Consider the following 24,253-nt stretch of genomic DNA (forward strand, 5'->3'; position numbering starts at 1 on the left):
CACGACGTGCGGCGCTCGCGGTGCGCCACTGGCCCCGCCGTCACTGCGTGGGAGGGCGGATCTTCGCCGCGGCGCCTTCGACGATCAGCTCCAGGCACTCGCGGAACAGGTCGTCCACGGTGCGGCCGGGCGCGAAGTATTCGCTCACCCCCGCCATCACGGTGGGGTGGGCCGCGGCGAAGGCGGCCATGTCGAAGCCCTCCAGCTCCTCCTCGCCCGGCCGGGGGGCCTGCTCCTCCAGGACGTGGCCGACGGTGAAGCGCTCGACCGTCAGGACGATCAGGCGGGCCTCCCGCAACGCGATGCCGCGCGCCACCAGGGCGCTCATCGCCAGCTCGGAGATCGCGGCCATCTTGAGCGAGAGCTGGGAGGCCGAGATGACGCGGGCGCCGTCAGGGTGCGCGAGCAGCGCCCGGCGCAGCCGCTCGGCGAGGCCCATCAGCCAGTCCTGCCAGCGCTCCCCGGGCTCGGGGCCCGCCAGCTCGGGGAACTCCTGCTCAAGGATCGCCTCGGCGATGGCGGTGACCAGGGCCGCTTTGTTCGGCAGATGCCAGTAGAGGGTCGGCGATCGCACGCCGAGCCTGGTGGCCAGCTTCCGCAGGGTCACGCCGTTGAGGCCCTCGGCGTCCAGCAGGGCCACGGCCTCGGTGACGATTCGCTGTCTGTCGAGGGTCAATTTCCGCTACCTCCCTGCGTACTCTATCAGTGTTAGAGTCTCTCTATCGGTGATAGAGAAGATCGTCGAGAGGGCAGGGAGCCACAATGAAAGCAGCGGTCTTACACGAGGTCGGCGGCGTTCCGCGCTATGAGGACTATCCCGACCCGGTGGCGGGGGAGGGGGAGGTGCTCATCGACGTGCGGGCGGTCGCCGTCGAGAACGTCGACAAGGCGTTCGCGGCCGGCACCCACTACGCGAGCGGCGAGTTCATCGCCCATTTGCCGGTGATCCCCGCCTTCGACGGCATCGGCGCGCTGCCTGACGGCACGCTCGTCGGGTTCGGCAACCCGCGCCTGCCCTACGGCGCGCTCGCCGAGAGGACCGTGGTGCCCGCCGGCGCGTTCGTCCCGATCCCCGAGGGCGTCGATCCGGCCGTCGCGACCGTGCTCGGCACGGCCATCACCGGCATGTCCATCAAGACCGCCGCGGGTTTCGTGCCCGGCGAGACGGTGCTGGTGCAGGGTGCCACCGGGGTCGCCGGGCGGCTCGCGGTCAAGGTGGCCAGGCTGCTCGGCGCGGGGCGGATCGTCGCGACCGGCCGTGACGACGAGCAGCTTCGCGAGGTGCTCGCCCTCGGCGCCGACACGGTGATCAACACCGTGGTCCCCGACGAGGCGCTGGCGGGGGCGTTCGCCGAGGCCAAGGGCGACGGCTACGACGTCGTCGTGGACTTCCTCTGGGGCCGGCCCACCGAGATCCTGCTGCGCTCGCTGGTCCCGGAGTCGTTCGCGTTCCCGAAGCCGACCAGGGTGATCCAGATCGGCGAGTCGGCCGGGGCGGAGCTCGGCCTCGCCGCGGGGAGCCTGCGTACCTCCGGGGTCGAGATCTACGGCGCGGCCAAGGGGCTCGGCCCCGAGGTCATGGGCGAGGCGTACGGGCAGATCGTGAAGTGGGCGCAGTCCGGCGAGCTCACGTTCGACCTGGAGCGGGTCCCGCTGAGCGACATCGAGACCGCCTGGCGGCGGACCGATCTCAAGGGCCGGCGGCTCGTCGTGCTGCCGTGACGGTCACTCCTGCTGACGAAAGTTACTGCAAAGGAGTGATATGGCGTGAAGAAGGCCGCGGCCACTGTCGGTAGTGTGACGAGTCTGGAGAGTCGTCTGGACGGGGCACGATCGGGATGGTGTGGGAAGACGCGCCGTACCCGATGCTGGCGGTCAACGCCGCCGGCGTCATAGAAGAGGCGAACAGGGCGGCGCGCACGCTGATCCCCGACGCGGTCGCGGGCGTGCCGCTGGCCCGCGCGGTTCCGCAGTGGTTGTCGCACGCGCACCACCTGCTGCCCATCGGGCTCCCGTCCCCGGCCGGCGCCGGCGGGGGCGTCGCCGGGTACGAACCGGCGAGCGGCTCGATCGGCGAGCGGGTGTTCCAGGCGTACCCCGCGCGGAGCGGCGACAGCGTCCTGTGGTGGCTGATCGACGTCACCGGGCACGAGCAGGCCGTCGAGGCGCTGCGCGCCCACCGGGAGTGGACCGGGTTCCTGGCCGAGGCGTCCAACGAGCTGCTGTCGTCCCTGAACCCCGACCGCTGCCTGGAGGCGACCGCGCGCCTGGCCGCCCGGCGGCTGGCCGACGCGGCGCTCGTCGTCCTGCCGATGGCCGGCCGCCGGTACACGATCGCCTCCTGCGACCCGCGGGGCAGGGTGTCCTGCGAGCACGCGACCGTCGACCCGCGCGCGCTGCCCGGCCTCGACGAGGCGTTGCAGGGCTTCCCGCCGGTGCCGGCCCGCTGGATCGACCCGGTGGATGCCCCTGCCTGGGTGCTCCGCGACGAGTTCGGCGAGGTCGGGTCCGTGGAGGTGACCGCGCTGCCCGGCCACGGCCTGCCCGCGGGCGCGCTGGTGCTGCTGCGCCGCGCCCGCAGGCCCGGCTTCCCCGAGGCCGAGGAGGTGTTCGTCCGGCTCTTCGCCGTGTGGGCCGGTGCGGCGATCTCCGCCGCCCGCCTGTACGCCGAGCAGGCCGTCATCACCGAGACCCTGATGGCGGAGCTGCTGCCGCCCGCCACCCCGCGGCTGGACGGCGTGGAGATCGCGGCGCTCTACCGCCCGGCCGGCCCCAGCGAGCAGGTCGGCGGCGACTTCTACGACGTGCATCCCGCGGCCGGCTCGGGCCGGGAGTCGCTGGTGGTGCTCGGCGACGTGTCGGGCAAGGGGCTGGAGGCCGCCGTCCTCACCGGGCGGATCCGCAACACCCTGCGGGCCCTGCTGCCCATGGCCGACGACCACCATCGCGTGCTGGAGCTGCTGAACGGCGTGCTGCTCACCGACGCGGGCGCGACGCGGTACGTCACCCTCGTGCTGGCCTCGTTCCAGCGGCACGGCACGCGGGTCGCGTTGCGGCTGACCAGCGCCGGGCACCCGCCCCCGCTGATCATGCGCAATGACGGCCGAGTCGAGGAGGCCGGGTCCGCCGGCACGCTGATCGGCGTGCTGGAGGACATCACCAGCGTCACCGAGGACGTGGTGCTGGAGTCCGGCGAGACGTGCCTGCTCTACAGCGACGGCATCATCGAGGCCAGAGGCGGTCCGCTCGGCGATGAGTTCTTCGGCGAGGAGCGGCTGGCCGAGCAGCTCAAGGAGTGCGCGGGCATGCCGCCGGAGGCACTCGCCGAGCGCGTCCAGATGCTGGCCTCCCAATGGGTGGGCGACGGCGATCACGACGACATGGCGGTGGTCGCCATCACGGCCCCGCGCAATCTCCCGCACGTCGCAGAGGGAGATTGGCTCAGGTGACGGACGACATCGAGGAGCGCATCGAGGCGCTGTGGGCGGCGGCCACGGCCGGCGACGAGTACGCCGCGGCCGCCGCGGCGATGGCCGCCATCGACGACGGCGTCCCCATGGAGACCCTGCTGCTGGACGTCGTCGCCCCCGTGCAGGCGCGCGTCGGCCGCGAGTGGGCGGCCAACCGCATCTCGGTCGCCCAGGAGCACACCGCGACCGCCGTCAACGAGCGCGTGCTGGCCGCCCTGGCCCACCACCCGTCCTGGCAGGAGCACCCGGCGCCGGGCAGGGGACGGATCACGGTGGCGTGCATCGACGGCGAGTGGCACGCCTTCCCCGCGCGGCTGCTGGCCGAGGTGCTGCGGGTGCGCGGCTGGCAGATCGACTTCCTGGGCGCGCAGGTGCCCACCCCCCACCTGGTCGCGCACCTGCACCGGACGAACCCGCACGCGGTGGCCCTGTCCAGCTCGCTCGGCATCCGGCTGCCCGCCGCGCACGCGGCGATCACCGCCTGCCAGGCGGCGGGCACGCCGGTGCTGGCCGGCGGCGCCGCCTTCGGCCCTGACGGCCGGTACGCCCGCCTGCTCGGCGCCGACGCCTGGGCCCCGGACGCGCGTTCCGCCGCCGGCCTGCTGGCGGCCGGGCCGGTGCCGCGTCAGCCCGCCGGGCGCGCGCCGTACGTGGCCTGCCACGAGTACACGTCGCTGACCCGCTCGGCCGCGGACCTGGTGAGAGGCGTCATGGGCGAGCTGGGCCAGGAGGACCGGCCGGAGACGGGCGGCTTCCCGGAGAGCGGCGGCGGGGAGGAAGCGAGAAGGCCCTACGTCGAGAACGTCGCCTACCTCGTCGACTTCCTGCGGGCGGCCGTGTACGTGGACGACCCCGAGCTCTTCGCCTCCTTCACCGGCTGGCTGGCGAACATCCTCGCCGCGCGGGACGTCCCTGAACGCGTGCTGCTCTCCGCCCTGGACGCCCTGGCCCGCCGTCTCACGGGCATGCCCAAGGCGCTCAGCGCGCTGGCGCAGGCGCAGGACGTGCTGCGATCGGGCGGGCCCTGGCGCTGAGTCCAGGATCTTCCCGGGGTTCTGGCGGGGTTCAGGCGGGGTTCAGGCCACGGCGATGAGCCCGGCGATGAGCCCGTACTCGATGGCGGTGGCGGCGGAGGCCGCGGCCTGCACGGCCACGACGGCGATCAGTGCGACGGCGAGCATGATGACGACCCTGATGGCGGCACGCATGTGGATTCCCTTCGGCGACGATCGGCGGGTTCTACCCTCTCTTCGACGTGGCGCGGGCACTGGATGGCCCGGCCGGGGCCGGGCCGCGCGGTCAGGGCGCCGGGGGCAGGGCCGCGGCGATGCCGTCGAGCAGCCGGTCGAGCCCGAACGCGAACCGCTCGTCCGGGTCGGTCAGCTCGCGACCGCCCTCCACGGTCATCCGGGTGAACAGCGGATAGTCCCCGCTCTGCAGCAGCGACTGGAGGAACGGCCCCTGCCTGGCCATCCACTGGCCCAGGTCGAGCCCGGTACGCCGGAGCGCCTCCGCCTCGGCCAGCTCCGCCGAGACGAAGCCGTTGATGTAGGCGGCGACCGACCCGACCACGTTGAGCATGCCGTCGATGCTCAGCCCGATGTCCGCCACCAGGCTCAGTGAGGACTCCATCAGCCTGACGCGGTTGGGCCCGGCCGACTGCCTCGTCACCGACAGCACGGCCAGCCACGGGTGCCGGTGCATCGTCTGCCTGGTGCGTACGGCCAGCGCGCGGACGTCGGCCCGCCAGTCGCCGGTCACGGTGACATCGGGCGGGAAGTATTCGGGCGCGACGGCGTCGGACATCAGGTCGATCAGGTCGTCCTTGCTGGAGACGTAGCGATAGAGCGACATGGTCCCCGAGCCGATCTCGGCGGCCATCCGGCGCATCGAGATGGCGTCCAGCCCCTCGGCGTCGGCGACCCGGATGGCGGCCTCGGTGAGCTGCGCCCGGCTGAAGCTCGGCCGGGGACCGCGGGCGGGCTGCTCGGGCCGCGTCCAGATGCTCTCGGTGGATTTCGGCGCCATGAAACCCCACCGTACCGGCCGCCGAAAAACCAAGTACGCTGTACTCAGTTTTTCTTCGAGGAGGTAAGGGATGGCGCCGGAGGAAAGGTTCAAGGCTCCCGGAACGGAGCTGTTCGATTTACCGCCGCTGTGGGACGGCGCACCGGAGTGGCTGAACAAGCCGGCGCTCCTGGCCGTCGGGGGCGCGCTGCTGGTGTGCGCGGTGGTGTGGCGCGCCTTCGCCCGCCCCCGGCTCGTGCCGCGCGGGCTGCAGAACGCCGTCGAGTACGGCTACGTCTTCGTCCGCGACCAGGTCGCCCGGCCCTTCCTGGGCAAGGACGCCGACCGCTGGATGCCGCTGCTGTTCAGCCTCTTCCTGCTGATCCTGGTGTGGAACTTCATGGGGGTCGTCCCACTCCTGCAGTTCCCGGTGAACTCCCACAGCGACTTCCCCTGGGTGCTCGCGGGCGTCGTCTACGTGGTGAAGCTCCACCAGGGCTTCAAGCACCAGGGCTTCGCCGGCTTCTTCCGGCGCGCGATGTTCCCGCCCGGCCTGCCGAGGGCGCTGGCCATCACCGTGTACGCGCCGCTGGAGCTGCTCTACATCTTCGTCACCGCGCCGTTCACGCACGGGGTCCGGCTGTTCGCGAACATGTTCGCCGGTCACATGCTGCTCGCGTTCTTCAGCGCGGTCGGCTACTGGTTCATGATCGAGCAGCCCACGGTCCCCGGGTTCGGGGTGGGGGTGCTCGGGGTGCTGATGACGATCCTGATGACGGCCTTCGAGATGTTCATCATGTTCCTGCAGGCATACCTGTTCACCATGCTCGCCGCGATGTACATCGGCCAGTCCGTGCACCCCGAGCACTGAGGCGGCCGGTCAGGGGATCAGCCCGAGCCGGCGGCCGGCGGCGGCGAAGGCGGTGGCGATCCGGTCCAGCTGGGCGTCGGTGTGCAGGGCCGTGGTGCTGACGCGGATCAGGGCCCGGCCTTCGGGGACGCTCGGCGGCACCATCGCCGTGGTGAAGACGCCCTCGTGGAACAGCTCGGCCCACAGGCGGCAGCACAGCACTATGTCGCCGGCGTGGACGGGGATGATCGGGGTCTCCGACGTACCCGTCTGAAAACCCAGGCCGCTCAGGTCGGCGCGCAGGCGCGCGGCGGCGGCCAGCGCGCGGTGACGGCGCTCAGGCTCGGTCTCGATGACGTCGAGCGCCGCCAGCGCGGCGGCGGTGCAGGCCGGGGACAGCGCGGCGGAGAAGACCATCGAGCGCGCGTGGTGCCGCAGGTAGAGGATGATCTGCTCGGGCCCGGCCACGGCGCCGCCGGTGGTGCCGAAGCACTTGGAGAACGCCACGGTGTGCAGGTCCACCGCGGACTCCAGGCCATAGTGCTCGGCCGCCCCGCGCCCGCCCGCGCCCAGCAGCCCGACGTCGTGGGCGCCGTCCAGCACCACGCGTACGCCGTGCCGCCGGGCCAGCTTGGCGATCCCGGGCAGGTCGCAGAGCGTACCGGTGGTGGAGAACATGCCCTCGCTGACGATCAGCCCGGCGGCGGCGGGATCGCAGGCGTCCAGCAGCCGTCCCAGGTGGTCCATGTCGTTGTGCCGGTAGCGGCGCAGGCGGGCGCCACCGGCCCGGACGGAGTCGATGAGGGAGGCGTGGATGAGGAGGTCGGCGAGCACGGTGTCGCGCGGGCCGGCCAGCGCGCCGAGGGCCATGTTGGCCAGGAAGCCGGTCGAGGTGACCATGGCCGCCTCCTGCCCGAGAAACGCCGCGAGCCGGGTCTCCAGCTCCTCGTGCAGCGATAAGGACCCGTTGACCAGGCGCGAGCCGGCGGTGCCGGTGCCCAGCCGGAGCGTGGCCCGGCAGGCCGCCTCCTTCAGCCGGGGGTCGGCGGAGAGGCCGAGGTAGTCGTTGGATCCGGCGGTGACGAGCACCCGCCCGTCGATGATCACCTCACCCGTCGGGAGCCGGTCCTGGACCGCCCGGTAATAGGGATAGGCACCCAGGTCGGCGACGGGCTGGAAGTCGTCGTGGAGCCGGCACCTGTCGAACACGTCGAGCATCGCGTCACTGCCCTCTCTGACTCGTGGGAGGGCGCTGCGGGGCCCCCTTGCCAGAGAGTCTGCCGCGCTGGGGAGCGACCCGGCGTCGAGCGCGAGCTCGCCCGCGCGACCGGCCCGCCCGGCGAGTGGATCACACCGGCCGGGTGGGACGCGGGTGGCGCGGCAGCGGGTGCTGCCGCGCCACCGGGTCCGGAGCGGGGCACGGCCCGGTCCCGGAGCCGGGCCGTGCCGGTCCGCTACTTGTAGGTGATGTCGGAGGAGGAGTAGATGCAGTTCACGCCGTCGGCGCCTTCACCGATCTTGGTGGGCTCGCTGCCCTTGGGCACGCCCTTGTACTTCTCGCAGACGGTGGCGCTGCCGTAGATGGTGATCCGGCTGAAGCGGGCGGTGTCGCCCCAGTTGGTGTTGATCCCGGCCAGCACCTTGGTGGAGCGGGCGGTCACGCCGTTCATCACGACGTGGCGCTGGTAGGAGCTGGAGCAGTTGCCGCAGGCGCGGTAGAGCTTGCCGGAGCTGTGCACCTGGAAGTTCTTGATGGTCACCGTGCCGGCGCCGTTGTGCTGGAAGACCTTGTCGGAGCCGGACTTGGCGCCGCCGCCGTCGACCAGGTAGGTGGCCGAGGAGCTGGAGCTCATGAACGTGGCGGCGTCCTCGCCGACGTCGTTCCACCACACGTTGCGGATGGTGCACGAGCCCAGGCAGTGGATGCCGTCGCCGGCCGGAGCGTCGATGATGACGTTCTGGATCGTGCCGCCGTTCGGCACCTCGAACATCGGGTCCTGGCTCTCGCTCTGGCCGCCGTCGCCGATGCCGTAGTAGCTCTTCAGGCCGCCGTCGAAGAAGCTCCCGAGCACCTGGGTCGAGGTGATGTGGACGCTGCCGGTGGCGCTCGGCCACGAGCCGCTGCCGTCGCCGCCCCCGCTGGTCGGGGTGACCGTCGGGGTGGGGTCGGGGCTGGGCGTGGAACCGTCGGCGGGCCGCAGCGTCCACTGCTTGGTGGCCGCCGAGTCGCACGAGTTCTGCTGCAGGAGCGCGCCGGACGCGGTGGAGTTGTCCTTGACGTTGAGGCACTTGCCGCCGTTGGCGTTGACCACCCGGTAGTTGGAGCCGGAGACGGTCAGCTGCCAGGTCTGCGAGGCCGCTCCGGTGCAGGTCTCCTGCTGGACCGCTTTGCCCGCCGAGGTGGAGGCGTCGCGCACGCCCAGGCACTTGCCGCTGTGCTGGGCCTTGAGCTGGAAGTTGCTCCCGGAGGCGGTGAGCGTGAAGACCTGGCCGGCGCACGCGTTCTGCACGAGCTGCACGCCGTCACTGGTGCTCTGTCCCGGTACGGCCGCGCACAGCCCGCTGCCGGCGTTGACCAGCGTGTAGTTCCCGTTGGATGGGGCGGCCGACGCGGGCGTGTTGAGCACGGCCACCAGCCCTCCGGTCGTGATGAGGCCCGCGGCCAGCACGATTGCCAGCCTCCGGCCGAAACGTTCCTTTTCGCGCACGTCGAAACTCCAATTCGCAGGTGAGTCAGGTGAGTGCCGAGCCGGGCCCGTCCTGGCGCGGGCCGGGGAAAGCCGGGCCCCTTTCGAGAGCCGCACAAAGAGCTGGACCGACTTGTTGGGTAAGCGCTTTCCCGGATGGGGTGAGTCAAGCACAGCCAGATTCGCGAGTGAAGTCTCGATGGTCATCCGCTGCAAACGGAGTGCGCATCCGCGTTGCGTGTTGCAGGGGTTCCTGGATATCCCGAGGTCATGCCGAGCGGGGAATCGCGGTGAGAAGCGCTTCGAGTGATGAAAGTTTCATGCCGGGGCACCGGGGCCTATTGATCGACCCTTACCGAGAACCACACGATCTTGCCGCCGTCCGCCGCAGCCACTCCCCAGTCGTCGGCGATCGCCGCCACGATCTGCAGCCCGCGTCCCGACAGCGCGTCGAGGTCCGGCAGGCATGCGCGCGGCCGGCCGTCGCCCGGGTCGAAGACCTCGCCGTACAGCCGGTCCTCGCGGTGCTCCAGGCGCAGCGCGTAGGCGGAGCCGCCGTGCCGGACGGCGTTGGTGACCAGCTCGCTGACGATGAGCAGGCAGTCGTCGAGGCTCCGGTCGAGACCCCAGTCGATCAGCTTCGCGCGGACCAGGGAACGCGCCTCGCCGACAACAGCCGGCACCGAGGGCAGCAGGCACTCCACCGTACGGATCGGCGCAGTGGTCAAGGGGGCCGGATGGAGGGGCATGTGCATCTCATCTCTCGATTGGGAGCGCTCCCAATCACACGATAATCTCTCGCGTTCACTCTTGGGAATCCGGCACGGAGAAGATTGTTGCTCTTGCGTGTCCCCGCGGGTGCTGCTGTGACCGAAGGGACGCCAGGGGAGCCTGCGACGCAGGCCCCCCTGAAGTACTAGCCGCGGTGCTTCGCGATCCAGTCCCGGACGGAGCCGGCGATGGCCAGCGGCTGATCCTCGGGCGTGTGGTGCCCGGCCGCCGCGTCGTGCTGCGCGATCTCCAGGGACGCCATGTTCGCCGCGCACCAGGCGACGGTCTCCGGCCGCCACATCGAGCCGGGGCCCGGCTGGAAGCCGATCAGCAGCTTCGGCACCTCCACGCTGGTGGCCGCCCACTCGCCGAACGCCTCGATCCTGGCCACGACGTCGGCGGGCTCGCCGCCCAGCGGCATCGAGCGCGGCCAGCGCAGCAGCGGCAGCCGGCTCTCCCTTGTCGGATACGGCCGCAGATACGCCGCCATGTCCTCCTCGGTGAGCGGGGTGGCGACGGTGCTGGGCAGGCCCTGGTGGAGGAAGACGTTGTCGTCGAGGATCATGGACTCCCCGACCCCATCCGTCTTGATCGCCTGGAACAGCTCCCGGCCGCCTTCCGGGAACTCCTCCCAGCTCATCGGCTTGACGATGGCCTCGGTGAAGGCGACGCCCCGCACCCGGCCGGGATGGCGGGCGGCCCAGTCGAAGGCGAGCGCGCCGCCCCAGTCGTGGCCGACGAGCACCACGTCGTCGAGGCCGAGCGCGTCGAACCAGGCGTCCAGATAGCGGGCGTGGTCGTCGAAGGTGTAGCCGATCGCGGGCTTGCCCGACTCGCCCATGCCGATCAGGTCGGGAGCCAGGTGGCGGCCGGGCCCGGCGGCGGGCATGACGTTCCGCCACAGGTAGGAGGAGGTCGGATTGCCGTGCAGGAAGACGATCGGCGCGCCCGCGCCGGCCTCCCGGTAGGACATCGTGGAGTCGAGTACGTGCTGGATGGGCATGTCGGTTCCGTTCAGACGTTGAGTTGCATGATGTGGTCCACCGCGATCTCGATCACGACCCGGCCGGGCGGATCGGGCGGCGGGGACGCGTAACGCTTGGCGTAGCGGCGGGCGGCCTCGGCCACGCGCCTGGGGTCGCCGGACACCGTGGCGGCGCCTTCGAGGGTGACCCAGCGGAATCCGTCGACCTGGCAGAGGGCCGCGCGACCGCCGCCGGCCGCCAGGTTGCGCGCCTTGCGGGACGTGCCGACGGTCAGTACGCGCGCCAGCCCCGCGGCTTCGTCCCAGGTGAAGCGCACGGCCACGACGTGCGGCGAGCCGTCGCGCCGCAACGTGGTCAGCGTGGCCACGCGCGGCTCGGCCAGAAAGGCCCGCGCCGTGCCTGCTCGGCCGGTGGTCATGTGGCCTCCCCGAGTTAGTTAGTTAGCTGACTGACTTGAAGGACGATAGCGGCCACCGGAGGGATCTGTCTATAGTTAGTCAGGTGACTGACTCAACGCGGCTGGGAAAGCGGGAGCGGCTGACCGGCGCCGCCGTGCGGGTGCTCCACGAGCAGGGCGTCGAGAAGACCACGCTCGCGGACATCGCGCGGGCGGCCGACGTTCCCGTGGGCAACGTCTATTACTACTTCAAGACCAAGGACCAGCTCATCGAGGCGGCCATCGACGCCCACGGCCGGGAGCTGGAGTCCATGATCGGCGCCTTGGAGCAGCTCGGCACCCCGCAGGAGCGGCTCAAGGCCCTGCTGCACGGCTGGATCGGGCAACGCGACCTGACCGCCCAGTACGGCTGCCCCACCGGGACCCTGGCCTCCGAGCTCGACAAGCGCGACGACGGCCTGGACCGGGCGGTCGCCAAGGTCATGGGCGCGCTGATCGACTGGGTGGAGCGGCAGTTCCAGGCCATGGGGCGCGCGGACGCGCGCGAGCTCGCGGTCGCCCTGATGGCCGCCTACCAGGGCATCTCCCTGCTGACGAACACGTTCCGCGACCCCGCCCTCATGGAGACGGAAGGGCGCAGGCTCGAACGCTGGATCGACTCGCTGGCCTGAGCGCGCGCGGGGCACCCGGGAGAGGCCGCTCACGCTTGTGCGGTGCGGCGGCGGGTATCCGCAGGTCATGCGCTTCGGTGACTGGGAGGTCCGGCCGCTCGGTGGCTGGGCCGGGTGCCTGATGATGATCGTGATCTCGGTCGTGCTGTCGATCCTGCTGACCGTCCTCGTGAACTGGCTCTGGTGAGCGCTCAGACGCGCTCGCCCATGCGGTAGACCGCCACCGGCCGCCGCACGGCGCTCATGTCCGCCAGCGGGTCGCCCTCCACCGCCACCAGGTCGGCGTCGAACCCGGGCGCGACCGAGCCCTTGCGCCCGTCCAGCCGGCAGGCGCGGGCCGCGACCGAGGTGACGGCGCGCAGCACGTCGATGGGGGCGTACCCGGCCTCCACCAGCATCTCCATGCCGTAGGGAAGCACGCCGTGCGGCTTGGGCGGCCCGATCCCCGCGTCGCTGCCGATCACGTACGTCACTCCCGCGGCGCGCAGGGTGCGCAGCGTCTCGCGCATGAGGGGCAGGCGGCGGGCGATCGCCGGCGGCAGGGGCCCGGGAGCCGGCCTGATCCCGGCGGTGAGCGAGACGACGACGCCGGCCGCCGCCAGGCGCTCGACCAGCCCGTGGTCCACCGCCACCGAATCCTCGGTGAAGAACGTGCAGTGCTCGATCGAGTCGAACCCGGCCTCCAGCGCGTGCCTGATCCCCTCAGCGCTGTGGGCGTGCCCGGCGATGGGCAGCCCGTGGGCGTGGGCCTCATCGGCGGCCGCCGCCAGCTCGCCCGGACCGTACTGGAGCAGGTGCGCGTGCGTGCCCGGGGTCAGCTCGCCGCCCGTCACCATCATCTTGACCACGTGGGCGCCGCGCCTGGCCCGCTCGCGTACGGCCGCGCGCACCGCCTCCTCGCCGGCCGCCTCGCCGCCGAGGAACCAGCAGTGGCCCTTGGGCGTGGTGATCGGCGGCCCGGAGGCCAGCACCTCAGGCCCGTCGTGCCCCAGCCCGAGCCGGAGCGCCAGGTAGTCGCGGTCGCCCAGGTCGCGGACCGTGGTCACACCGGCGGCGAGGTGCTGCCTGGCGGCGGCGCGCATCCTGTCGACCAGCCCCGGGGGCTCCAGCCCGGCCACCGCGTCGGGGCTCGCGTCGAAGGCCAGGTGTACGTGGCAGTCGATCAGGCCGGGCAGCAGCGTGGCGTCGCCCAGGTCGACGGTGCCGGGCCGGTCGCCGCCGGAGGCGGGGACGACGGCGGAGACCCGGCCGCCCTCGACGAGCACCACGCGGTCGTGCTGGAGCTCCCGGCCGTCGAAGAGGCGGCGAGCGCGGATGGCGAGCATGTGGCCACGATGACGGCGTTGTGCCGGATCCGCCTGAGTATGGCCTACTCAAGTGTCGTCGCCGGCGGCGGTCAGCGGCCCCCGCAGGTGCGGAGCATGTTGAGCAGCGCCCGTTTCTCGCTCTTGGTCACGAAGAGCCGGTAGTGGTGTTTGACGGTGATCCAGGAGGCCGCGTACCGGCACCAGTGGCCGCGGCGCTGCGGACGCCAGCTCTGCGGGCCCTGGCCACCCTTGGCGAGGTTGGCCGAGTGGCTGACCGTGATCAGCTCGGGCCTGGTCAGGTCGTTGGCGAACGCGCGCCGTCGCGCCTGGCTCCACCTGCTGGCCCCCGAACGCCAGGCGTAGGCGAGCGGCACCACGTGGTCCACGTCGACCAGCCGCTCGCTCTTCAGCCGTTTGCCGTCGTACGGGCTGTACCAGGTCCCCTTGACCGGGTGGCAGGCCGCGTTCTTGCGGACCCGGTGCCCGTCGCGGGCCAGGACCACCTCGCGGGCGTCGCAGGTGCCCCGGTGGTGGGCCCAGCGCGGCTGGAAGCGCCGATGGCTGTAGCCGCGGATGGACAGCGGCTTGGCTACTTCGAGCTGGGCCAGCATGCGACGGGCCGACGTGCCGGAGTCGGCCTTCGGCCGCTTGCGTACGTCGGCCGCCGCGTGCGGGGTGATGGCCGCGGTGATCGGGATGACCAGTAGCGCCAGCGTCGCGGCGTGGACCGTCCGCCTCAGGAGGATCATGGCTCCACCCTTACCAGCGATTGACGGTCGGCGGCAGGAATACTCGGTGGACGGGAGGGTGAGGCAAGACTGTCCCCTGGTCGCCGGGGTGTTTTTCGGGACGGTCGGTATTCGATGGTTATGTGGGGCGTCAGCGCTTCACTGGAATAATGGCGACCCATGTCGGAGCTTCGCGCTGATGACCCCGTGACGCTGGGGGAGTACCGGCTCTCGCGCAGGCTCGGCCAGGGCGGTCAGGGCGTGGTCTTCCTCGCCTCCTCGCCAGGCGGGGCGCAGGTGGCCGTCAAGCTGCTGCACGCCAGCCTCTCCGGCGATCCCGACGTGCGGCGCAGGTTCCTGGGCGAGGCCGACGCCGTGCGCAGGGTGGCGGCCTTCTGCACCGCTCAGCTCCTCGACGCCGACCTCGACGGTGACCGTCCATACCTGGTCAGCGAGTACGTCGACGGCCCCTCGCTCGGCGAGCACGTGATCGCCAAGGGGCCGCGCCTCGGCGGGTCGCTCGACCGGCTCGCCATCGGCACCGCCACCGCCCTGGGCGCGATCCACCGGGCCGGCGTCATCCACCGCGACTTCAAGCCGGGCAACGTCCTGCTCAGCCTCGACGGGCCCCGGGTGATCGACTTCGGGGTGTCGCGCCTGATGGACGCCGCGGCCACCACCACCCGCTTCCCCATCGGCACCCCGGCCTACCTCGCGCCCGAGCGCATCCATGGAGAGTCCGCCGGGGCGCCCTCCGACCTGTGGGCCTGGGCGCTGACCGTCGCGTACACGGCCACCGGCAGGCACGCGTACATAGGGGACACCTACCAGGAGATCCTGGCCAGGATCCTGTACGGCAAGCCGGACCTGAGCGGGCTGTCGGGGCGGCTGCGGGAGATCGTGGACGCCTGCCTGGCCCACGAGCCGGGCGACCGGCCGGACGCCGAGGAGGTCCTGCGCCGGCTGCTCGGCCAGGACCCCGGTCTGGATCCGGGCGCCGGGGCGGACGACGTGCTGAGCACCGGGGTACGGGCGGCGAAGGGGAGCCCGCAGCCCGACCTGCCGCCGACCACGGACCTGCGCGCGGCCAGGGAAGCCGGCCTCCGCGCGGCGACCGCGCCGACGAGGGACCAGGGCGCGGGGGCGGCGGAGGCCCCGACCTCGCCGACGGAGAACGAGATCGGCCGGTCCGAGCACGCGACCGCGCCTGCCGGGGCGGCTCGCGTCGTGCGGCGATTGCGGTCCTGGCACGCGGGGGTCGCGCTGGCCACCGTCGCCGTGGGCGTCACCGCGTTCATCCTGTGGCCGTACGGTGCCCAGCAGCCCGAGCGGGCGTTGCCGGCGACCGGGCAGGCCACCGTTCAGCCTTCGCCTGCGGAGCGGACACCGGTGCCGAGCATGGACGGCACCTGGGCGGGATCGGCCGAGCACCCCACGGCCAAGCGGGTCTTCCCGGTGGAGCTGCGCCTGCACCCCGAGGGTGCGTCCCTCATGCGATGGGGCGCCGACCTGCACTGCTCGGGGCGTCTCGGGCCGGCGAAGCACGCCCTGGAGTTCACGCTGGACCAGGTCAAGGGAGAGGCGTGCTATCCGGGCACGCTGCGGATCGTCCAGTCCGCCGACCCCAACCAGATCGCCATCGAGGTGACCCGTGAGGGCACGGTTGAGGTCACCTACGCGGGCAAGCTCTCCCGCGACTCCTGATCGCCGGCCGCGGCTCAGAGCTCCGACGTGAAACGCCGGCAGACATGCACGCGGGCGAACTGTTCGCGCATCTCCAGCTCGTCCTGCACCTCGCCATGCAGGAAGGCCGCCACCGGCCGTAACCCCGGCCACCGCGCGCCGACGGCCCGGCCGGGTGATGCACCGCGATGGTGTCGATGGTGGCCAGTTCGCCTTTGACGGTGACGTCGATGATGCCGGTGAGGGTCCCATCCTCGTCGGTCGCGACCAGTTCGACGCCTGGGGAGGGGATCACGGGCTTGCTCTTCACGACGTCATCGAAATACGCGGTGCCGAGGAAGGACAGGACCCGGCAGCGCAGCCACGAGATCTCGTCCGGAGGCCGGTACTCACGGATGGTGTGACTCAAGGCGAAATCCTCCCCGCATGCGGCAGTGCGCGCGCTCGAACCGATCTTCGCGTCAGTCGCCGCGCGGTCGCCAGGGCTTTTCGCCGGCCGGGGCTACGACCCGGTATCGCCGGGGTGCGCGGCAGAAAAGCTGATACTTCCGCTTCCGCAGGGTAAAGGCACCCTTTCATCGGTGTACGCGGGGAGGCGGCGTGAGCGGCGACGGATCACAGGAGGCGACACTCGCGGCATTGGCCGCGAATGTGGGGATCGCCGCGACCAAGTTCGTGGCGTTCTTCTTCACCGGGTCCTCGGCCATGCTGGCGGAGGGCATCCACTCGGTCGCCGACTCCGGGAACCAGGGGCTGCTGATGCTCGGCCGCAGGCGGGCCAGGAAGCAGCCGAGCAAGGACCACCCCTTCGGGTACGGGAGCGAGCGGTATTTCTACGGCTTTCTCGTGTCGGTGGTGCTGTTCTTCGGCGGCGGGTTGTTCGCGTTGTACGAGGGATACGAGAAGATCGCCCACCCGCATCCGCTGAAGAGCTGGCCATGGGCGGTCGGGGTGCTGGTGGTGGCCATCGTCATGGAAGGTCTTTCGCTCAGGACCGCCGTGCGCAACGCCGATCGCGTACGCGGGCGGCGGTCGTGGGCCAGGTACATCCGCGAGGCCAAGGCGCCTGAGCTGCCCGTGGTGCTGCTGGAGGACACGGCGGCGCTGGCCGGGCTGGGCTTCGCGCTGGCCGGTGTGACGGCGGCGGTGCTCACGGGCAACGCCGCCTTCGACGGCATCGGGTCGCTGGCCATCGGGGTGCTGCTGGTGGCCGTGGCCGTGACGCTGGCCAAGGAGACCAAGAGCATGATCATCGGAGAGGCCGCCGCGCCCTCCGTCCAGGACGCGATCAGGGACGTCCTGGACAAAGATCCGTCGATCGGCGGGTTCACGCAGCTGCGCACGTTGCATCTCGGGCCGGAGGACCTGCTGGTGGCCGCCCGGGTGATGATGCCGGCGGCGCAGTCAGCGGACGGCGACGCGGCCGAGGCGCTGGCCCGGACGGAGCGGGAGATCCGGCAGCGGGTGCCGATCGCGTCGTCGGTCTACCTCCAGCCCACCCCGCCCGAATGACGCTCAACCGACGTGCCGGGACGGCCGGCGGTTGTTTCCGCTGTTGCGCCCGGGGCAGAAGCAGGCGATGGACGAATCGGTGACGGTGACGCTCTGCGAGGACGGTCCGCTGCTGGTCAGGGGCCGCTTCGAGCTGGTGACCCAGGACGGGCAGACGATCGCTCCCGGGCGCGCCACGGTGGCGCTCTGCCGCTGCGGCCGCTCCTCGTCCAAGCCGTTCTGCGACGGCTCGCACAAGGCGATCGGCTTCCGCGCCGGCACCCGCCCCGATCCGCCGCTCTAGCCGTAATGCCGCCGTAGCCATCGCATCGAGTGGGCGGCCAGCCTCAGCCGGGCTCCCGCGTACGGCACGCCACCGCGCAGCGCGGCGGCCACGGCGAGCCAGCTGCACGCGGCCCGCTCCAGAACCCAGACCGGTGCGAACAGGGACGCGCTCCACGGGAACACCCGGCAGCCTCCCGCCCGGCGCCGGCCGGCCTCGGCCAGCCCGACCGACACGCCCGCCGCCAGCCCGGCTCCGGCCGCCACCAGGCCCACCTTGCGGCGCAGCAGCCCGGCGGCCGCGGCGGGCAACACCGCCAGGAAGAGCGCCAGCCGGGCAGGCTGAGCCAGATCGTCGTAGGCCTGCCGGATCCGCTGCGACCAGAACCGCGACGGGTCAGGCGGCAGCCGCCGGACGTAGAGGCCGGGCGGACGGCACTCGGTGCCGCCGTGCGCGCGGACCGTGCGGATGAGCTCCAGGTTCTCGAACAGGACGTCGCCGTCGTAGCCGCCCATCCGCTCGAAGAAGGAGCGGCGGATGCCGAACGTGCCGGGATAGTCCGCGCCGAGGCTGCGGTTGAGCAGCGTGCGGGCGGTGTCCCAGCGGGCGTGCCAGGGCAGCGGGCTGAAGTAGTTCTGCGGCCTGACCAGGTCGGCGCGGTCGAGCAGCCGGTGGACCGCGCCCAGTGTGCGGGCGTCGTAGCGGACGTCGTCGTCGGCGATCACGACGTGTTCGGCGCGGGCCAGCCGCAGCCCGGTGGTCACGCCGGCGACCTTGCCGTTGGCGTGGCCGAGGTCCGCGGCGGGGCGTACGTGGGTCACCAGGCCGCGCCACCGGCGGGCGTGCCCGGCGAACAGCTCGGCGTCGCTGCCGTCGACCACGATGACGCGGGCGTGGCGGGCCAGCCGGCGCAGGTACGAGGTCAGCTCCTCGATGCCCGAATCGTCCGCCCAGCGCAGCGGCAGCACGTAGTCGAGCTCCATCAGGCCGGGCTCATCCCTGCCACCAGGTCGTCCTCCAGCGAGGTGGTGCCGCGCTGCCAGCGGGTCATGACGTGCTCGGCCCAGCGCCGTTCGAGCGCCAGGGCGCAGGCGGCGCCGTACAGGATGTCGCCGCTCAGCGACGGGTCCTGCGCGGCGAGCCCGGCGCACAGGTCGTGCGCGGCGATCTGCTCGTGCACGGCGTCGGCCTGCACGTGCTCCTCGTAGAAGCACGTGGCGGCGGAGTCGCCGCCGAGCCGGCGTAGCGCCATGGCGTAGCGGCGGTTGGGCTGGGACGAGGTCAGCTCCAGAGCCGCCAGGTGCCCGGCCGATGCGCCGCGCAGGCGGCGGTGCAGCCCGAAGAGCGACATGGTGTTGGAGATGGCCAGGGTGATCGCGGGCACCCGGCCGAGGTAGGCGCCGTAGGAGTCGTCCAGGCCGAGGCCGGTCATCGTGGCCCGGAACAGCTCCGCGTGGATCCGCTCCGGCCGGCCGCCGCCGTACTCGTCGGCCTGGATCTCGACCAGGGCAGCCTTGGGGCCGCCGTGCAGGCGCGGGATCGTCCAGGTGTGCGGGTCGGCCTCCTTGAGGTGGTAGATCGACCGGTGCACGACGAACTCGCGGAACTGCTCCAGGGTGCTCTCACGCTGCAGGTACGCCGACAGCGACGGGCCCGTCTCCTCCTCGGCGGCGGCGAGCTCGGCCAGCGCGCCGCGCATTCTCCCCGGCGGCACGGCGGCCGGCCGGGGCACCGTACGTGCCAGCGCGTCCTCCAGGCGGCGTTCGAGCGTCGCGCGGGCGGTCAGCAGCGCGGGCTGCCACTCCCAGCGGTCGTCCACGTCGTCGAAGCCCCGGTAGTGCAGCTCGTAACAGGCGAAGAGCGCGAGCTGGAGATCGTCGTCCGCCAGCGCGAGCCCGCCGAGGGGCACGGGTGGCGGAGGGATGTCCGCGGGCGGGCCGCTGAGCCGGTCGAAGAGGGCGGCGGTGATGGGGCCGCGGGCGGCAGGGAGCCTCATCAGCCCTCCCGGGGATCGCGCGCCCTGGTGACGCATCCGCTGTGAGCCGTCGCGTCGAGACCCGCGGTGATGTGCCCACCGCAGGCCGTGGCATTGGAATCGCGCACCGTGTGCCCCCCGTTCCCCCAGCTCGCCGGTATCAGGTGCCCGTGGGGGAGGCGCCCAAACGGTGCCAGGGCGCGGCGCAGCGTAAAGGTCACGGCCCGCTTCCGTCTGGTTGCAGTCGTGCAAGCGGGCGGCGACGCCGTCCGCTTGCACGCGCGAGCCCGGCAGGCTAGGCCGTTCGCAGCCGGCGGAAGACGATGCCGGCGGCGACGGCCGCGCCGCCGGCCAGCAGCGCCAGCACCACGGGGATGGCGGTCGCCGGCCACGGCCAGGCGCTGCCGGTCAGCTCGATGTCGAACACCGGATATTCCAGCGTCTTGGCGGTCCATTGCGCGGTGCGCACGTCGTAGGTACGGGCGATGTCGCGCAGCACCGGATCGAAGGCGAACTCCGTACCGGTGTGGAGGTACTCGGGCCGCAGCCCTCCGGTGGCCGCGCTCGGCCCGGTGCCCAGGCTGTGCCGTCGCGCCGCCTCCAGTCCGGGCACGAGCAGGCGGTCGAGGTCGTCCGCGGCCGCCGCGAGCGTGGAGCGGGGCACGAACGTCAGGCCGTTCCTGGAGCGGACCGGGCCGTCGCCGACCGCGACGGTGCGGCCCACCATGGCCTGCTCGGTGTAGGAGATGAACGCCGAGGCCAGCTCTATCTCGCCGACGCCATCGCCGACCTGCACGCCGATGGCGGAGGGGCCGGGCTGGTAGGAGGCGTTGAGCGCGACGACCGCGTCACCCGGCTCCAGGGAGTTCTCGGGGATCCGGGTGGAGCCGCCGGGGACGTAGTGGCGCCAGTGGACCCGGCCGGCCGCCTCGCGGGCCGCGTCCGTGCCGATCAGCCGCTCGATGAGCCGCAGGCCGCCCTCGACTCCGGACAGCACGCCGGCGGTGGTGATCACGTTCCCGTCGTCGACGTAGCGCCGGCCGCTCACCCAGCCGACCTTGCCGAAGTCCGCGCGCAGCCCGGACAGCCGCAGCCAGTGGGAGGTCGCGGTCCTGCCGTCCAGCAGCCCGCTCGCCGCGAACGTGCGGGCCCCGTTGCAGACGCTCATGACCAGCGCCCCGGCCGCCGACTGCCGCCGCAGCCAGCCGGTGATCGAGCCCAGCTCCGCCGGGCCCGGCTCGTGCAGCGCCGGGATCATCACGGCGTCGAGGGTGTCGCGCCGCTCGCTCAGCAGCCGGCCCAGCTCGTCGAAGGTCAGGTCGGGCACCAGGTCCAGGCCGCCGGTCAAGGGCACCAGCTGGGCGCCGGAGGAGACGGTGTAGACGTTGATCAGGCCGGTGCCGGCCAGCACCTCGTACGGACCGAGCAGGTCGGCCACGTTGGTGCCGCTGCCGCTGGTCAGCAGCGCCACCGTGGGCTTGGCCGGATCGTGGGAGCCGGTCTTCGACACCGGTGCGGTGCCCGCCGCGGCCGCGGGCGCCGTGTACAGGTCACCGAACTTGCCGATCGTGTTCACCGCGGAGACCACGCCCGGGACCAGCAGCGCGATCAGCACGACGCCCGCCCGCCAGGCCCACTTCGGCCGGACGCGCAGCCGGGGCAGCGGATGGGTGTACTCCGAGCGCCGCCGCAGCATCGCCAGCGCCATGAGGACGAACATCAGCACGTGCCCGATCGACATCAACAGGTGACCCGGTAAGACGCCGAGCCAGTAGGGGACGAGCAGGATGAGGAACGGCGCGAACATCGCCAGGCTCATCTCGGCGATGCCCGGCCAGCCGTGGCGGCGTACCCGCATCCAGACGGCCATGCCGATGGTCATGTCGGCGGCCATCACCAGGGTGCTGACGTCGGTCCTGGTGATCTCCGGCAGGACCGCGTCCCACAGCAGGCCGAGCAGCAGCATGCCGAGCAGCATCGCGACGACCATCTCGGCGTAGTGCCAGAGGAATCGGCCGGCCAGGCGGCCCCTGCTCGTACGGGGCTCGTGGATCGTCATTTCGGGCTCCTAACGTGGAATGTCGTGATGCGCCAACGCTAGGAAGGGCGGGCCGCCCGCCGAATCAGTGAACTCGCCGGTCCTCAGGCCGGCACGTCGGCCAGGACCATCCGCATGAGCTCGGCCCGCGAGGTGATGCCGGCCTTCTGGAAGACCTTGCGCAGGTGGTAGTCCACGGTGCGCGGGCTGAGGAACAGCTGCGCGGCGATCTCCCTGTTGGTCAGCCCCTCGCCGACGGCCAGCGTGATGCGCAGCTCCTGCGGGGTGAGCGTGCCCAGCGCGCCGGCCTCGGTGGCACGCGTCTCCGGGGTGCGCGCCGACTCCCCGGTGGCCCGCAGCTCGCCCAGCGCTCGATCGGCCCAGGCGAGCGCGCCGACGCGGCGGAAGTCCTCCGCCGCCGCGCGCAGGTGCCGCTGCGCCTGGGACCGCCGCCGGTCGCGGCGCAGCTGCTCGCCGAGCAGCAGCTCGGTCCTGGCGTGCTCCAGCGGGGAGTCGGACTCGGCGTGCAGGCGCAGGCTCTCCGCGTAGTGCTCGGCCGCGGAGCCGTCCGCGCAGGTCAGCGCCCGGCAGCGGGCGGCGAGCGCGCCCGGCTCCGGCGCCGCGACGTGCTCGGTCCAGCGGGCGTATCGGGCCGTGGCCGCCGCGGCCCGGTCGCGCTCGCCGGCCCGGACCAGGGCCTCGACGAGGTCGGGCACGACGGCCATGGCCAGGTCGGGAGGGGGGTCCGCGGCCCAGTCGCCGATCGCCGCGAAATGCCGGGCGGCCTCAAGGTGCCGGCCCGCGACCAGGTCGATGAGCCCGAGCGCGCGCCTGGCGTACGCCGTCGCGTCGGCCAGCCGGCGCCCGCTCGCCTCGGCCAGCACGCCGGTGGCCAGCCCGGCGGCTTCCGGCCGGCCGCGGAGGGCCGCGCACAGGGCCAGCAGCCCCCGGTTGCGGCAGGCCGTGTTCGGCTGGCCCGCCTCGTCGGCGAACTGGCAGCCCTCCTCGGCGTGGGACTCCGCCAGGCCGAGCCGGCCGCGGGCGATCTCGTCGGCGGCCTGGTACTCGAGGATCCAGGCGAGCGCGCCGAGCGACCCGCCGGTACGGGCCCGCTGCCCGGCGTCGCGGTACAGGCGCCTGCTCAGCTCGTACGCGCCGAGCCCGCGGGCGATCCCGCCGGCCAGCGTCATCGTGACCGGCTCGGCGGACGCCCCGGCCACGACCAGGTCACTCCCCGCCGGCCCCAGAGCGTCCAGCCCCTTGCCCTCCGGATCGCGGCCGGTGCGGGCCAGGCTGGCGGCGTGCAGCAGCCGCAGCACCGCGTCCGCCGGGTCGTCCGGCGACAGGGCGACCTCGTCGAGCCAGCCGGCGAGGTCGGACCAGGCCCGCGGCCGGTTGGTGCGCAGGCCGAGGTCGGCGTACATCGCGACGGTGGGGGTGAACAGGTGCCGGTCGAGCCGCAGCGCCCGCGGGATCCACGGCTGGATCAGGTCCATCGCGTCCTCGGGCGAGCCGGCGAACTCGGCCACGATGGCACGCACCGCGGCCAGCGCGATCCGGTCCGGCTCCGCCAGCTGCGGCTCCCGCCCGGCCCGGTCCAGCAGCGTGCCCGCCACGGAGGTGAACCCCCCTTGCACGGCGGCCAGCGCGGCCGCCCACAACCGCCGTCCCCTGCGCGGACCGTCGGCGGTGAGCTCGGCCGCCCGCGACAGCGCCGCCATCGCCGCGGCCGGGCCGCCGCGCAGCGCCGCCTGCTCGGCCGAGCGTTCGAGCTGCTCGGCGGCCTGCTCGTCGTGGCCGACGGCGGCCTGGCCGAGGTGCCAGGCCCGGCGGTGCTGGTCGTCGGGGGCGTCCAGGGCGGCGGCCAGAGCGCGGTGGATCGCGGCGCGCCGGTCCGCCGTGGCGCTGTGGTAGATCGCGGAACGGATCAGCGGATGCCGGAACACCAGCCGCGTCCCGTCGTAGGTCAGCAGCTCGTCGAGCTCGGCTCGGTGCAGCGGGCCGCTGGCGACCCGCAGGGCCCCGGCCGCCTTCTCGATGGTCTCGACGCTGCCCGAGCCGTCCGCGGCGATCAGCTGCAGCAGCGGCAGCGACTCGGCGTGCCGCGCGCCGATCCTGGTCAGGAACGACCGCTGCAGCTCGTCGGTCATGGCCGGCGGCTCCCGCGTGCCCTCCGGCGGGATCTCCTTGCCGGCGAGTTCGAGCAGGGCCAGGGGGTTCCCGCCGGTCGCGGCCAGCAGGTGCCGCCGCTCGCCGTCGCTCAGCCGCCGCTCGCCGGCCCCCTCCCCGGCCTTTTCCCCGGCCTTTTTCTCGGCCTTTTTCTCGGCCCGCTGGTCGAGCAGCGCCGTGGCCGCCTCCTCGTTGAGCCCCATCAGCGGGACGCGCCGCAGGCCGGGCAGGTCGGTCGCGTGTCCCTCGTCGGCGCGGGCCGCCAGCGCCAGCGCGATGGGCTCGTCGCCGAGCCGGCGGGCCACGAACGCCAGGGTCTTCAGCGTCGGCTGGTCCGCCCAGTGTGCGTCGTCGACGACGCACAGCACCGGCCGCTCCTCGGCCAGCAGCGACAGCAGTGACAGGGCCGACAGCGCCACCAGGAACGGGTCGGGCGCGGCGCCATGGGCCCGCCCGAACAGGATGTGCAGCGCCTGCGCCTGCGGGCCGGGCAGGTCGTCGACCGAGCCGAGCGCGGGCAGGAGGAGCTGGTGCAGCGTCGCGTAGGCGAGATCGGCCTCCGGCGCGACGCCCACCGCGCGGAGCACCTGGAAGCCGGTGGCGTGCTCGGCGGCGTACGACAGCAGCGCGGTCTTGCCGATCCCCGGCTCGCCGTGGAGGACGACCCCGCCGCCGTGCCCCTCGGCGGCGTGCCGCAGCAACGACTCAAGCAGCTCGATCTCGTCGTCTCTCCCCAGCAC

General features: G+C 72.7%; 22 protein-coding genes. 8 read left to right on the forward strand and 14 right to left on the reverse strand.

Going from position 1 to position 24,253, the window contains the following annotated elements:
* Positions 1 to 40: 40 nt before the first annotated feature.
* Positions 41 to 676, reverse strand: a complete 636-nt coding sequence (locus tag ETD85_RS09685; RefSeq protein ID WP_138689289.1) for a TetR/AcrR family transcriptional regulator C-terminal domain-containing protein — start codon at positions 674 to 676, stop codon at positions 41 to 43.
* An 86-nt stretch (positions 677 to 762) separates the two neighbouring features.
* Between ETD85_RS09685 and ETD85_RS09690 the strand changes: the two genes are divergently transcribed.
* The 3 genes from ETD85_RS09690 to ETD85_RS09700 all read left to right on the forward strand — a co-directional run bounded on the left by ETD85_RS09690 (position 763) and on the right by ETD85_RS09700 (position 4,504).
* Entirely contained in the window at positions 763 to 1,722 is a 960-nt protein-coding gene (locus ETD85_RS09690) for a quinone oxidoreductase family protein (RefSeq protein ID WP_138689290.1), read from the forward strand.
* A 116-nt stretch (positions 1,723 to 1,838) separates the two neighbouring features.
* Positions 1,839 to 3,449: a PP2C family protein-serine/threonine phosphatase gene (locus tag ETD85_RS09695; protein WP_138689291.1), complete on the forward strand. Its 1,611-nt coding sequence runs from the start codon at positions 1,839 to 1,841 to the stop codon at positions 3,447 to 3,449.
* Positions 3,446 to 4,504 (forward strand): cobalamin B12-binding domain-containing protein, encoded by a 1,059-nt coding sequence (locus tag ETD85_RS09700; protein ID WP_240779057.1) that lies wholly within the window; start codon positions 3,446 to 3,448, stop codon positions 4,502 to 4,504. Before ETD85_RS09695 ends, ETD85_RS09700 begins: the two co-directional genes overlap by 4 nt.
* Positions 4,505 to 4,546: 42 nt before the next feature.
* On the opposite strand, the gene ETD85_RS66730 is transcribed toward ETD85_RS09700, so the two are convergent.
* Positions 4,547 to 4,678, reverse strand: coding sequence for a hypothetical protein (locus tag ETD85_RS66730; protein WP_276617206.1), 132 nt, complete (start codon positions 4,676 to 4,678; stop codon positions 4,547 to 4,549).
* A 91-nt stretch (positions 4,679 to 4,769) separates the two neighbouring features.
* Complete coding sequence (locus tag ETD85_RS09705; RefSeq protein ID WP_138689293.1) at positions 4,770 to 5,498, reverse strand: TetR/AcrR family transcriptional regulator; 729 nt, start codon at positions 5,496 to 5,498, stop codon at positions 4,770 to 4,772.
* A 70-nt stretch (positions 5,499 to 5,568) separates the two neighbouring features.
* On the opposite strand from ETD85_RS09705, the gene atpB reads away from it, so the two are divergent.
* Positions 5,569 to 6,348 (forward strand): F0F1 ATP synthase subunit A, encoded by a 780-nt coding sequence (gene atpB, locus ETD85_RS09710; protein WP_138689294.1) that lies wholly within the window; start codon positions 5,569 to 5,571, stop codon positions 6,346 to 6,348.
* A gap of 9 nt (positions 6,349 to 6,357) precedes the next feature.
* Here the strand turns inward: atpB and ETD85_RS09715 are convergent, their stop codons facing one another.
* From ETD85_RS09715 to ETD85_RS09735, 5 genes are all read right to left on the reverse strand, one after another.
* A complete protein-coding gene (locus ETD85_RS09715) occupies positions 6,358 to 7,545 on the reverse strand; it encodes an aminotransferase class I/II-fold pyridoxal phosphate-dependent enzyme (RefSeq protein ID WP_138689295.1) in 1,188 nt (395 codons plus the stop codon).
* 236 nt (positions 7,546 to 7,781) lie between these two features.
* Complete coding sequence (locus ETD85_RS09720; protein WP_240779058.1) at positions 7,782 to 9,035, reverse strand: pectate lyase; 1,254 nt, start codon at positions 9,033 to 9,035, stop codon at positions 7,782 to 7,784.
* Between the two features lie 317 nt (positions 9,036 to 9,352).
* Positions 9,353 to 9,742: an ATP-binding protein gene (locus ETD85_RS09725; RefSeq protein WP_170246604.1), complete on the reverse strand. Its 390-nt coding sequence runs from the start codon at positions 9,740 to 9,742 to the stop codon at positions 9,353 to 9,355.
* Between the two features lie 188 nt (positions 9,743 to 9,930).
* On the reverse strand, positions 9,931 to 10,788 hold the full coding sequence (locus ETD85_RS09730) for a haloalkane dehalogenase (RefSeq protein WP_138689298.1): 858 nt from the start codon (positions 10,786 to 10,788) through the stop codon (positions 9,931 to 9,933).
* An 11-nt stretch (positions 10,789 to 10,799) separates the two neighbouring features.
* Entirely contained in the window at positions 10,800 to 11,189 is a 390-nt protein-coding gene (locus tag ETD85_RS09735; RefSeq protein WP_138689299.1) for a pyridoxamine 5'-phosphate oxidase family protein, read from the reverse strand.
* Between the two features lie 83 nt (positions 11,190 to 11,272).
* Between ETD85_RS09735 and ETD85_RS09740 the strand changes: the two genes are divergently transcribed.
* Positions 11,273 to 11,839 (forward strand): TetR/AcrR family transcriptional regulator, encoded by a 567-nt coding sequence (locus ETD85_RS09740; protein ID WP_170246605.1) that lies wholly within the window; start codon positions 11,273 to 11,275, stop codon positions 11,837 to 11,839.
* Between the two features lie 191 nt (positions 11,840 to 12,030).
* Here the strand turns inward: ETD85_RS09740 and ETD85_RS09745 are convergent, their stop codons facing one another.
* Both ETD85_RS09745 and ETD85_RS09750 read right to left on the reverse strand, forming a co-directional pair.
* On the reverse strand, positions 12,031 to 13,164 hold the full coding sequence (locus ETD85_RS09745; protein WP_138689300.1) for an amidohydrolase family protein: 1,134 nt from the start codon (positions 13,162 to 13,164) through the stop codon (positions 12,031 to 12,033).
* A gap of 71 nt (positions 13,165 to 13,235) precedes the next feature.
* Positions 13,236 to 13,895: an HNH endonuclease family protein gene (locus tag ETD85_RS09750; protein WP_138689301.1), complete on the reverse strand. Its 660-nt coding sequence runs from the start codon at positions 13,893 to 13,895 to the stop codon at positions 13,236 to 13,238.
* A 159-nt stretch (positions 13,896 to 14,054) separates the two neighbouring features.
* Between ETD85_RS09750 and ETD85_RS09755 the strand changes: the two genes are divergently transcribed.
* From ETD85_RS09755 to ETD85_RS65610, 3 genes are all read left to right on the forward strand, one after another.
* Positions 14,055 to 15,578, forward strand: coding sequence for a serine/threonine protein kinase (locus tag ETD85_RS09755; protein WP_138689302.1), 1,524 nt, complete (start codon positions 14,055 to 14,057; stop codon positions 15,576 to 15,578).
* A gap of 579 nt (positions 15,579 to 16,157) precedes the next feature.
* The gene (locus tag ETD85_RS09765) at positions 16,158 to 17,069 is read left to right on the forward strand and encodes a cation diffusion facilitator family transporter (protein WP_138689303.1); all 912 of its coding nucleotides are present in this window, start codon (positions 16,158 to 16,160) and stop codon (positions 17,067 to 17,069) included.
* A 67-nt stretch (positions 17,070 to 17,136) separates the two neighbouring features.
* A complete protein-coding gene (locus tag ETD85_RS65610) occupies positions 17,137 to 17,352 on the forward strand; it encodes a CDGSH iron-sulfur domain-containing protein (RefSeq protein WP_138689304.1) in 216 nt (71 codons plus the stop codon).
* On the opposite strand, the gene ETD85_RS09775 is transcribed toward ETD85_RS65610, so the two are convergent.
* The 4 genes from ETD85_RS09775 to ETD85_RS09790 all read right to left on the reverse strand — a co-directional run bounded on the left by ETD85_RS09775 (position 17,349) and on the right by ETD85_RS09790 (position 24,253).
* Positions 17,349 to 18,314, reverse strand: a complete 966-nt coding sequence (locus tag ETD85_RS09775) for a glycosyltransferase family 2 protein (RefSeq protein ID WP_138689305.1) — start codon at positions 18,312 to 18,314, stop codon at positions 17,349 to 17,351. The two genes, ETD85_RS65610 and ETD85_RS09775, sit on opposite strands and share 4 nt — an antisense overlap.
* A complete protein-coding gene (locus ETD85_RS09780; protein WP_138689306.1) occupies positions 18,314 to 19,327 on the reverse strand; it encodes an iron-containing redox enzyme family protein in 1,014 nt (337 codons plus the stop codon). The genes ETD85_RS09775 and ETD85_RS09780 overlap by 1 nt, the downstream gene beginning before the upstream one ends.
* A gap of 274 nt (positions 19,328 to 19,601) precedes the next feature.
* Positions 19,602 to 21,365, reverse strand: a complete 1,764-nt coding sequence (locus ETD85_RS09785; protein WP_138689307.1) for a DJ-1/PfpI family protein — start codon at positions 21,363 to 21,365, stop codon at positions 19,602 to 19,604.
* A gap of 83 nt (positions 21,366 to 21,448) precedes the next feature.
* Positions 21,449 to 24,253 carry an AAA family ATPase gene (locus ETD85_RS09790; RefSeq protein WP_170246606.1) on the reverse strand — a complete coding sequence of 935 codons (2,805 nt, stop codon included), beginning with the start codon at positions 24,251 to 24,253 and terminating at the stop codon, positions 21,449 to 21,451.

The organism is Nonomuraea zeae (genome assembly GCF_005889725.1).
In the GTDB taxonomy this organism is placed as follows: Bacteria; Actinomycetota; Actinomycetes; order Streptosporangiales; family Streptosporangiaceae; genus Nonomuraea; species Nonomuraea zeae.

Coding starts and splice junctions, on each gene's coding strand:
- ETD85_RS09690 (WP_138689290.1), top strand. CDS start 763: ATGAAAGCAGCGGTCTTACACGAGGTCGGCGGCGTTCCGCGCTATGAG.
- ETD85_RS09695 (WP_138689291.1), top strand. CDS start 1,839: ATGGTGTGGGAAGACGCGCCGTACCCGATGCTGGCGGTCAACGCCGCC.
- ETD85_RS66730 (WP_276617206.1), bottom strand. CDS start 4,678: ATGCGTGCCGCCATCAGGGTCGTCATCATGCTCGCCGTCGCACTGATC.
- ETD85_RS09705 (WP_138689293.1), bottom strand. CDS start 5,498: ATGGCGCCGAAATCCACCGAGAGCATCTGGACGCGGCCCGAGCAGCCC.
- atpB (WP_138689294.1), top strand. CDS start 5,569: ATGGCGCCGGAGGAAAGGTTCAAGGCTCCCGGAACGGAGCTGTTCGAT.
- ETD85_RS09715 (WP_138689295.1), bottom strand. CDS start 7,545: ATGCTCGACGTGTTCGACAGGTGCCGGCTCCACGACGACTTCCAGCCC.
- ETD85_RS09730 (WP_138689298.1), bottom strand. CDS start 10,788: ATGCCCATCCAGCACGTACTCGACTCCACGATGTCCTACCGGGAGGCC.
- ETD85_RS09735 (WP_138689299.1), bottom strand. CDS start 11,189: ATGACCACCGGCCGAGCAGGCACGGCGCGGGCCTTTCTGGCCGAGCCG.
- ETD85_RS09745 (WP_138689300.1), bottom strand. CDS start 13,164: ATGCTCGCCATCCGCGCTCGCCGCCTCTTCGACGGCCGGGAGCTCCAG.
- ETD85_RS09750 (WP_138689301.1), bottom strand. CDS start 13,895: ATGATCCTCCTGAGGCGGACGGTCCACGCCGCGACGCTGGCGCTACTG.
- ETD85_RS09755 (WP_138689302.1), top strand. CDS start 14,055: ATGTCGGAGCTTCGCGCTGATGACCCCGTGACGCTGGGGGAGTACCGG.
- ETD85_RS65610 (WP_138689304.1), top strand. CDS start 17,137: ATGGACGAATCGGTGACGGTGACGCTCTGCGAGGACGGTCCGCTGCTG.
- ETD85_RS09775 (WP_138689305.1), bottom strand. CDS start 18,314: ATGGAGCTCGACTACGTGCTGCCGCTGCGCTGGGCGGACGATTCGGGC.
- ETD85_RS09780 (WP_138689306.1), bottom strand. CDS start 19,327: ATGAGGCTCCCTGCCGCCCGCGGCCCCATCACCGCCGCCCTCTTCGAC.
- ETD85_RS09785 (WP_138689307.1), bottom strand. CDS start 21,365: ATGACGATCCACGAGCCCCGTACGAGCAGGGGCCGCCTGGCCGGCCGA.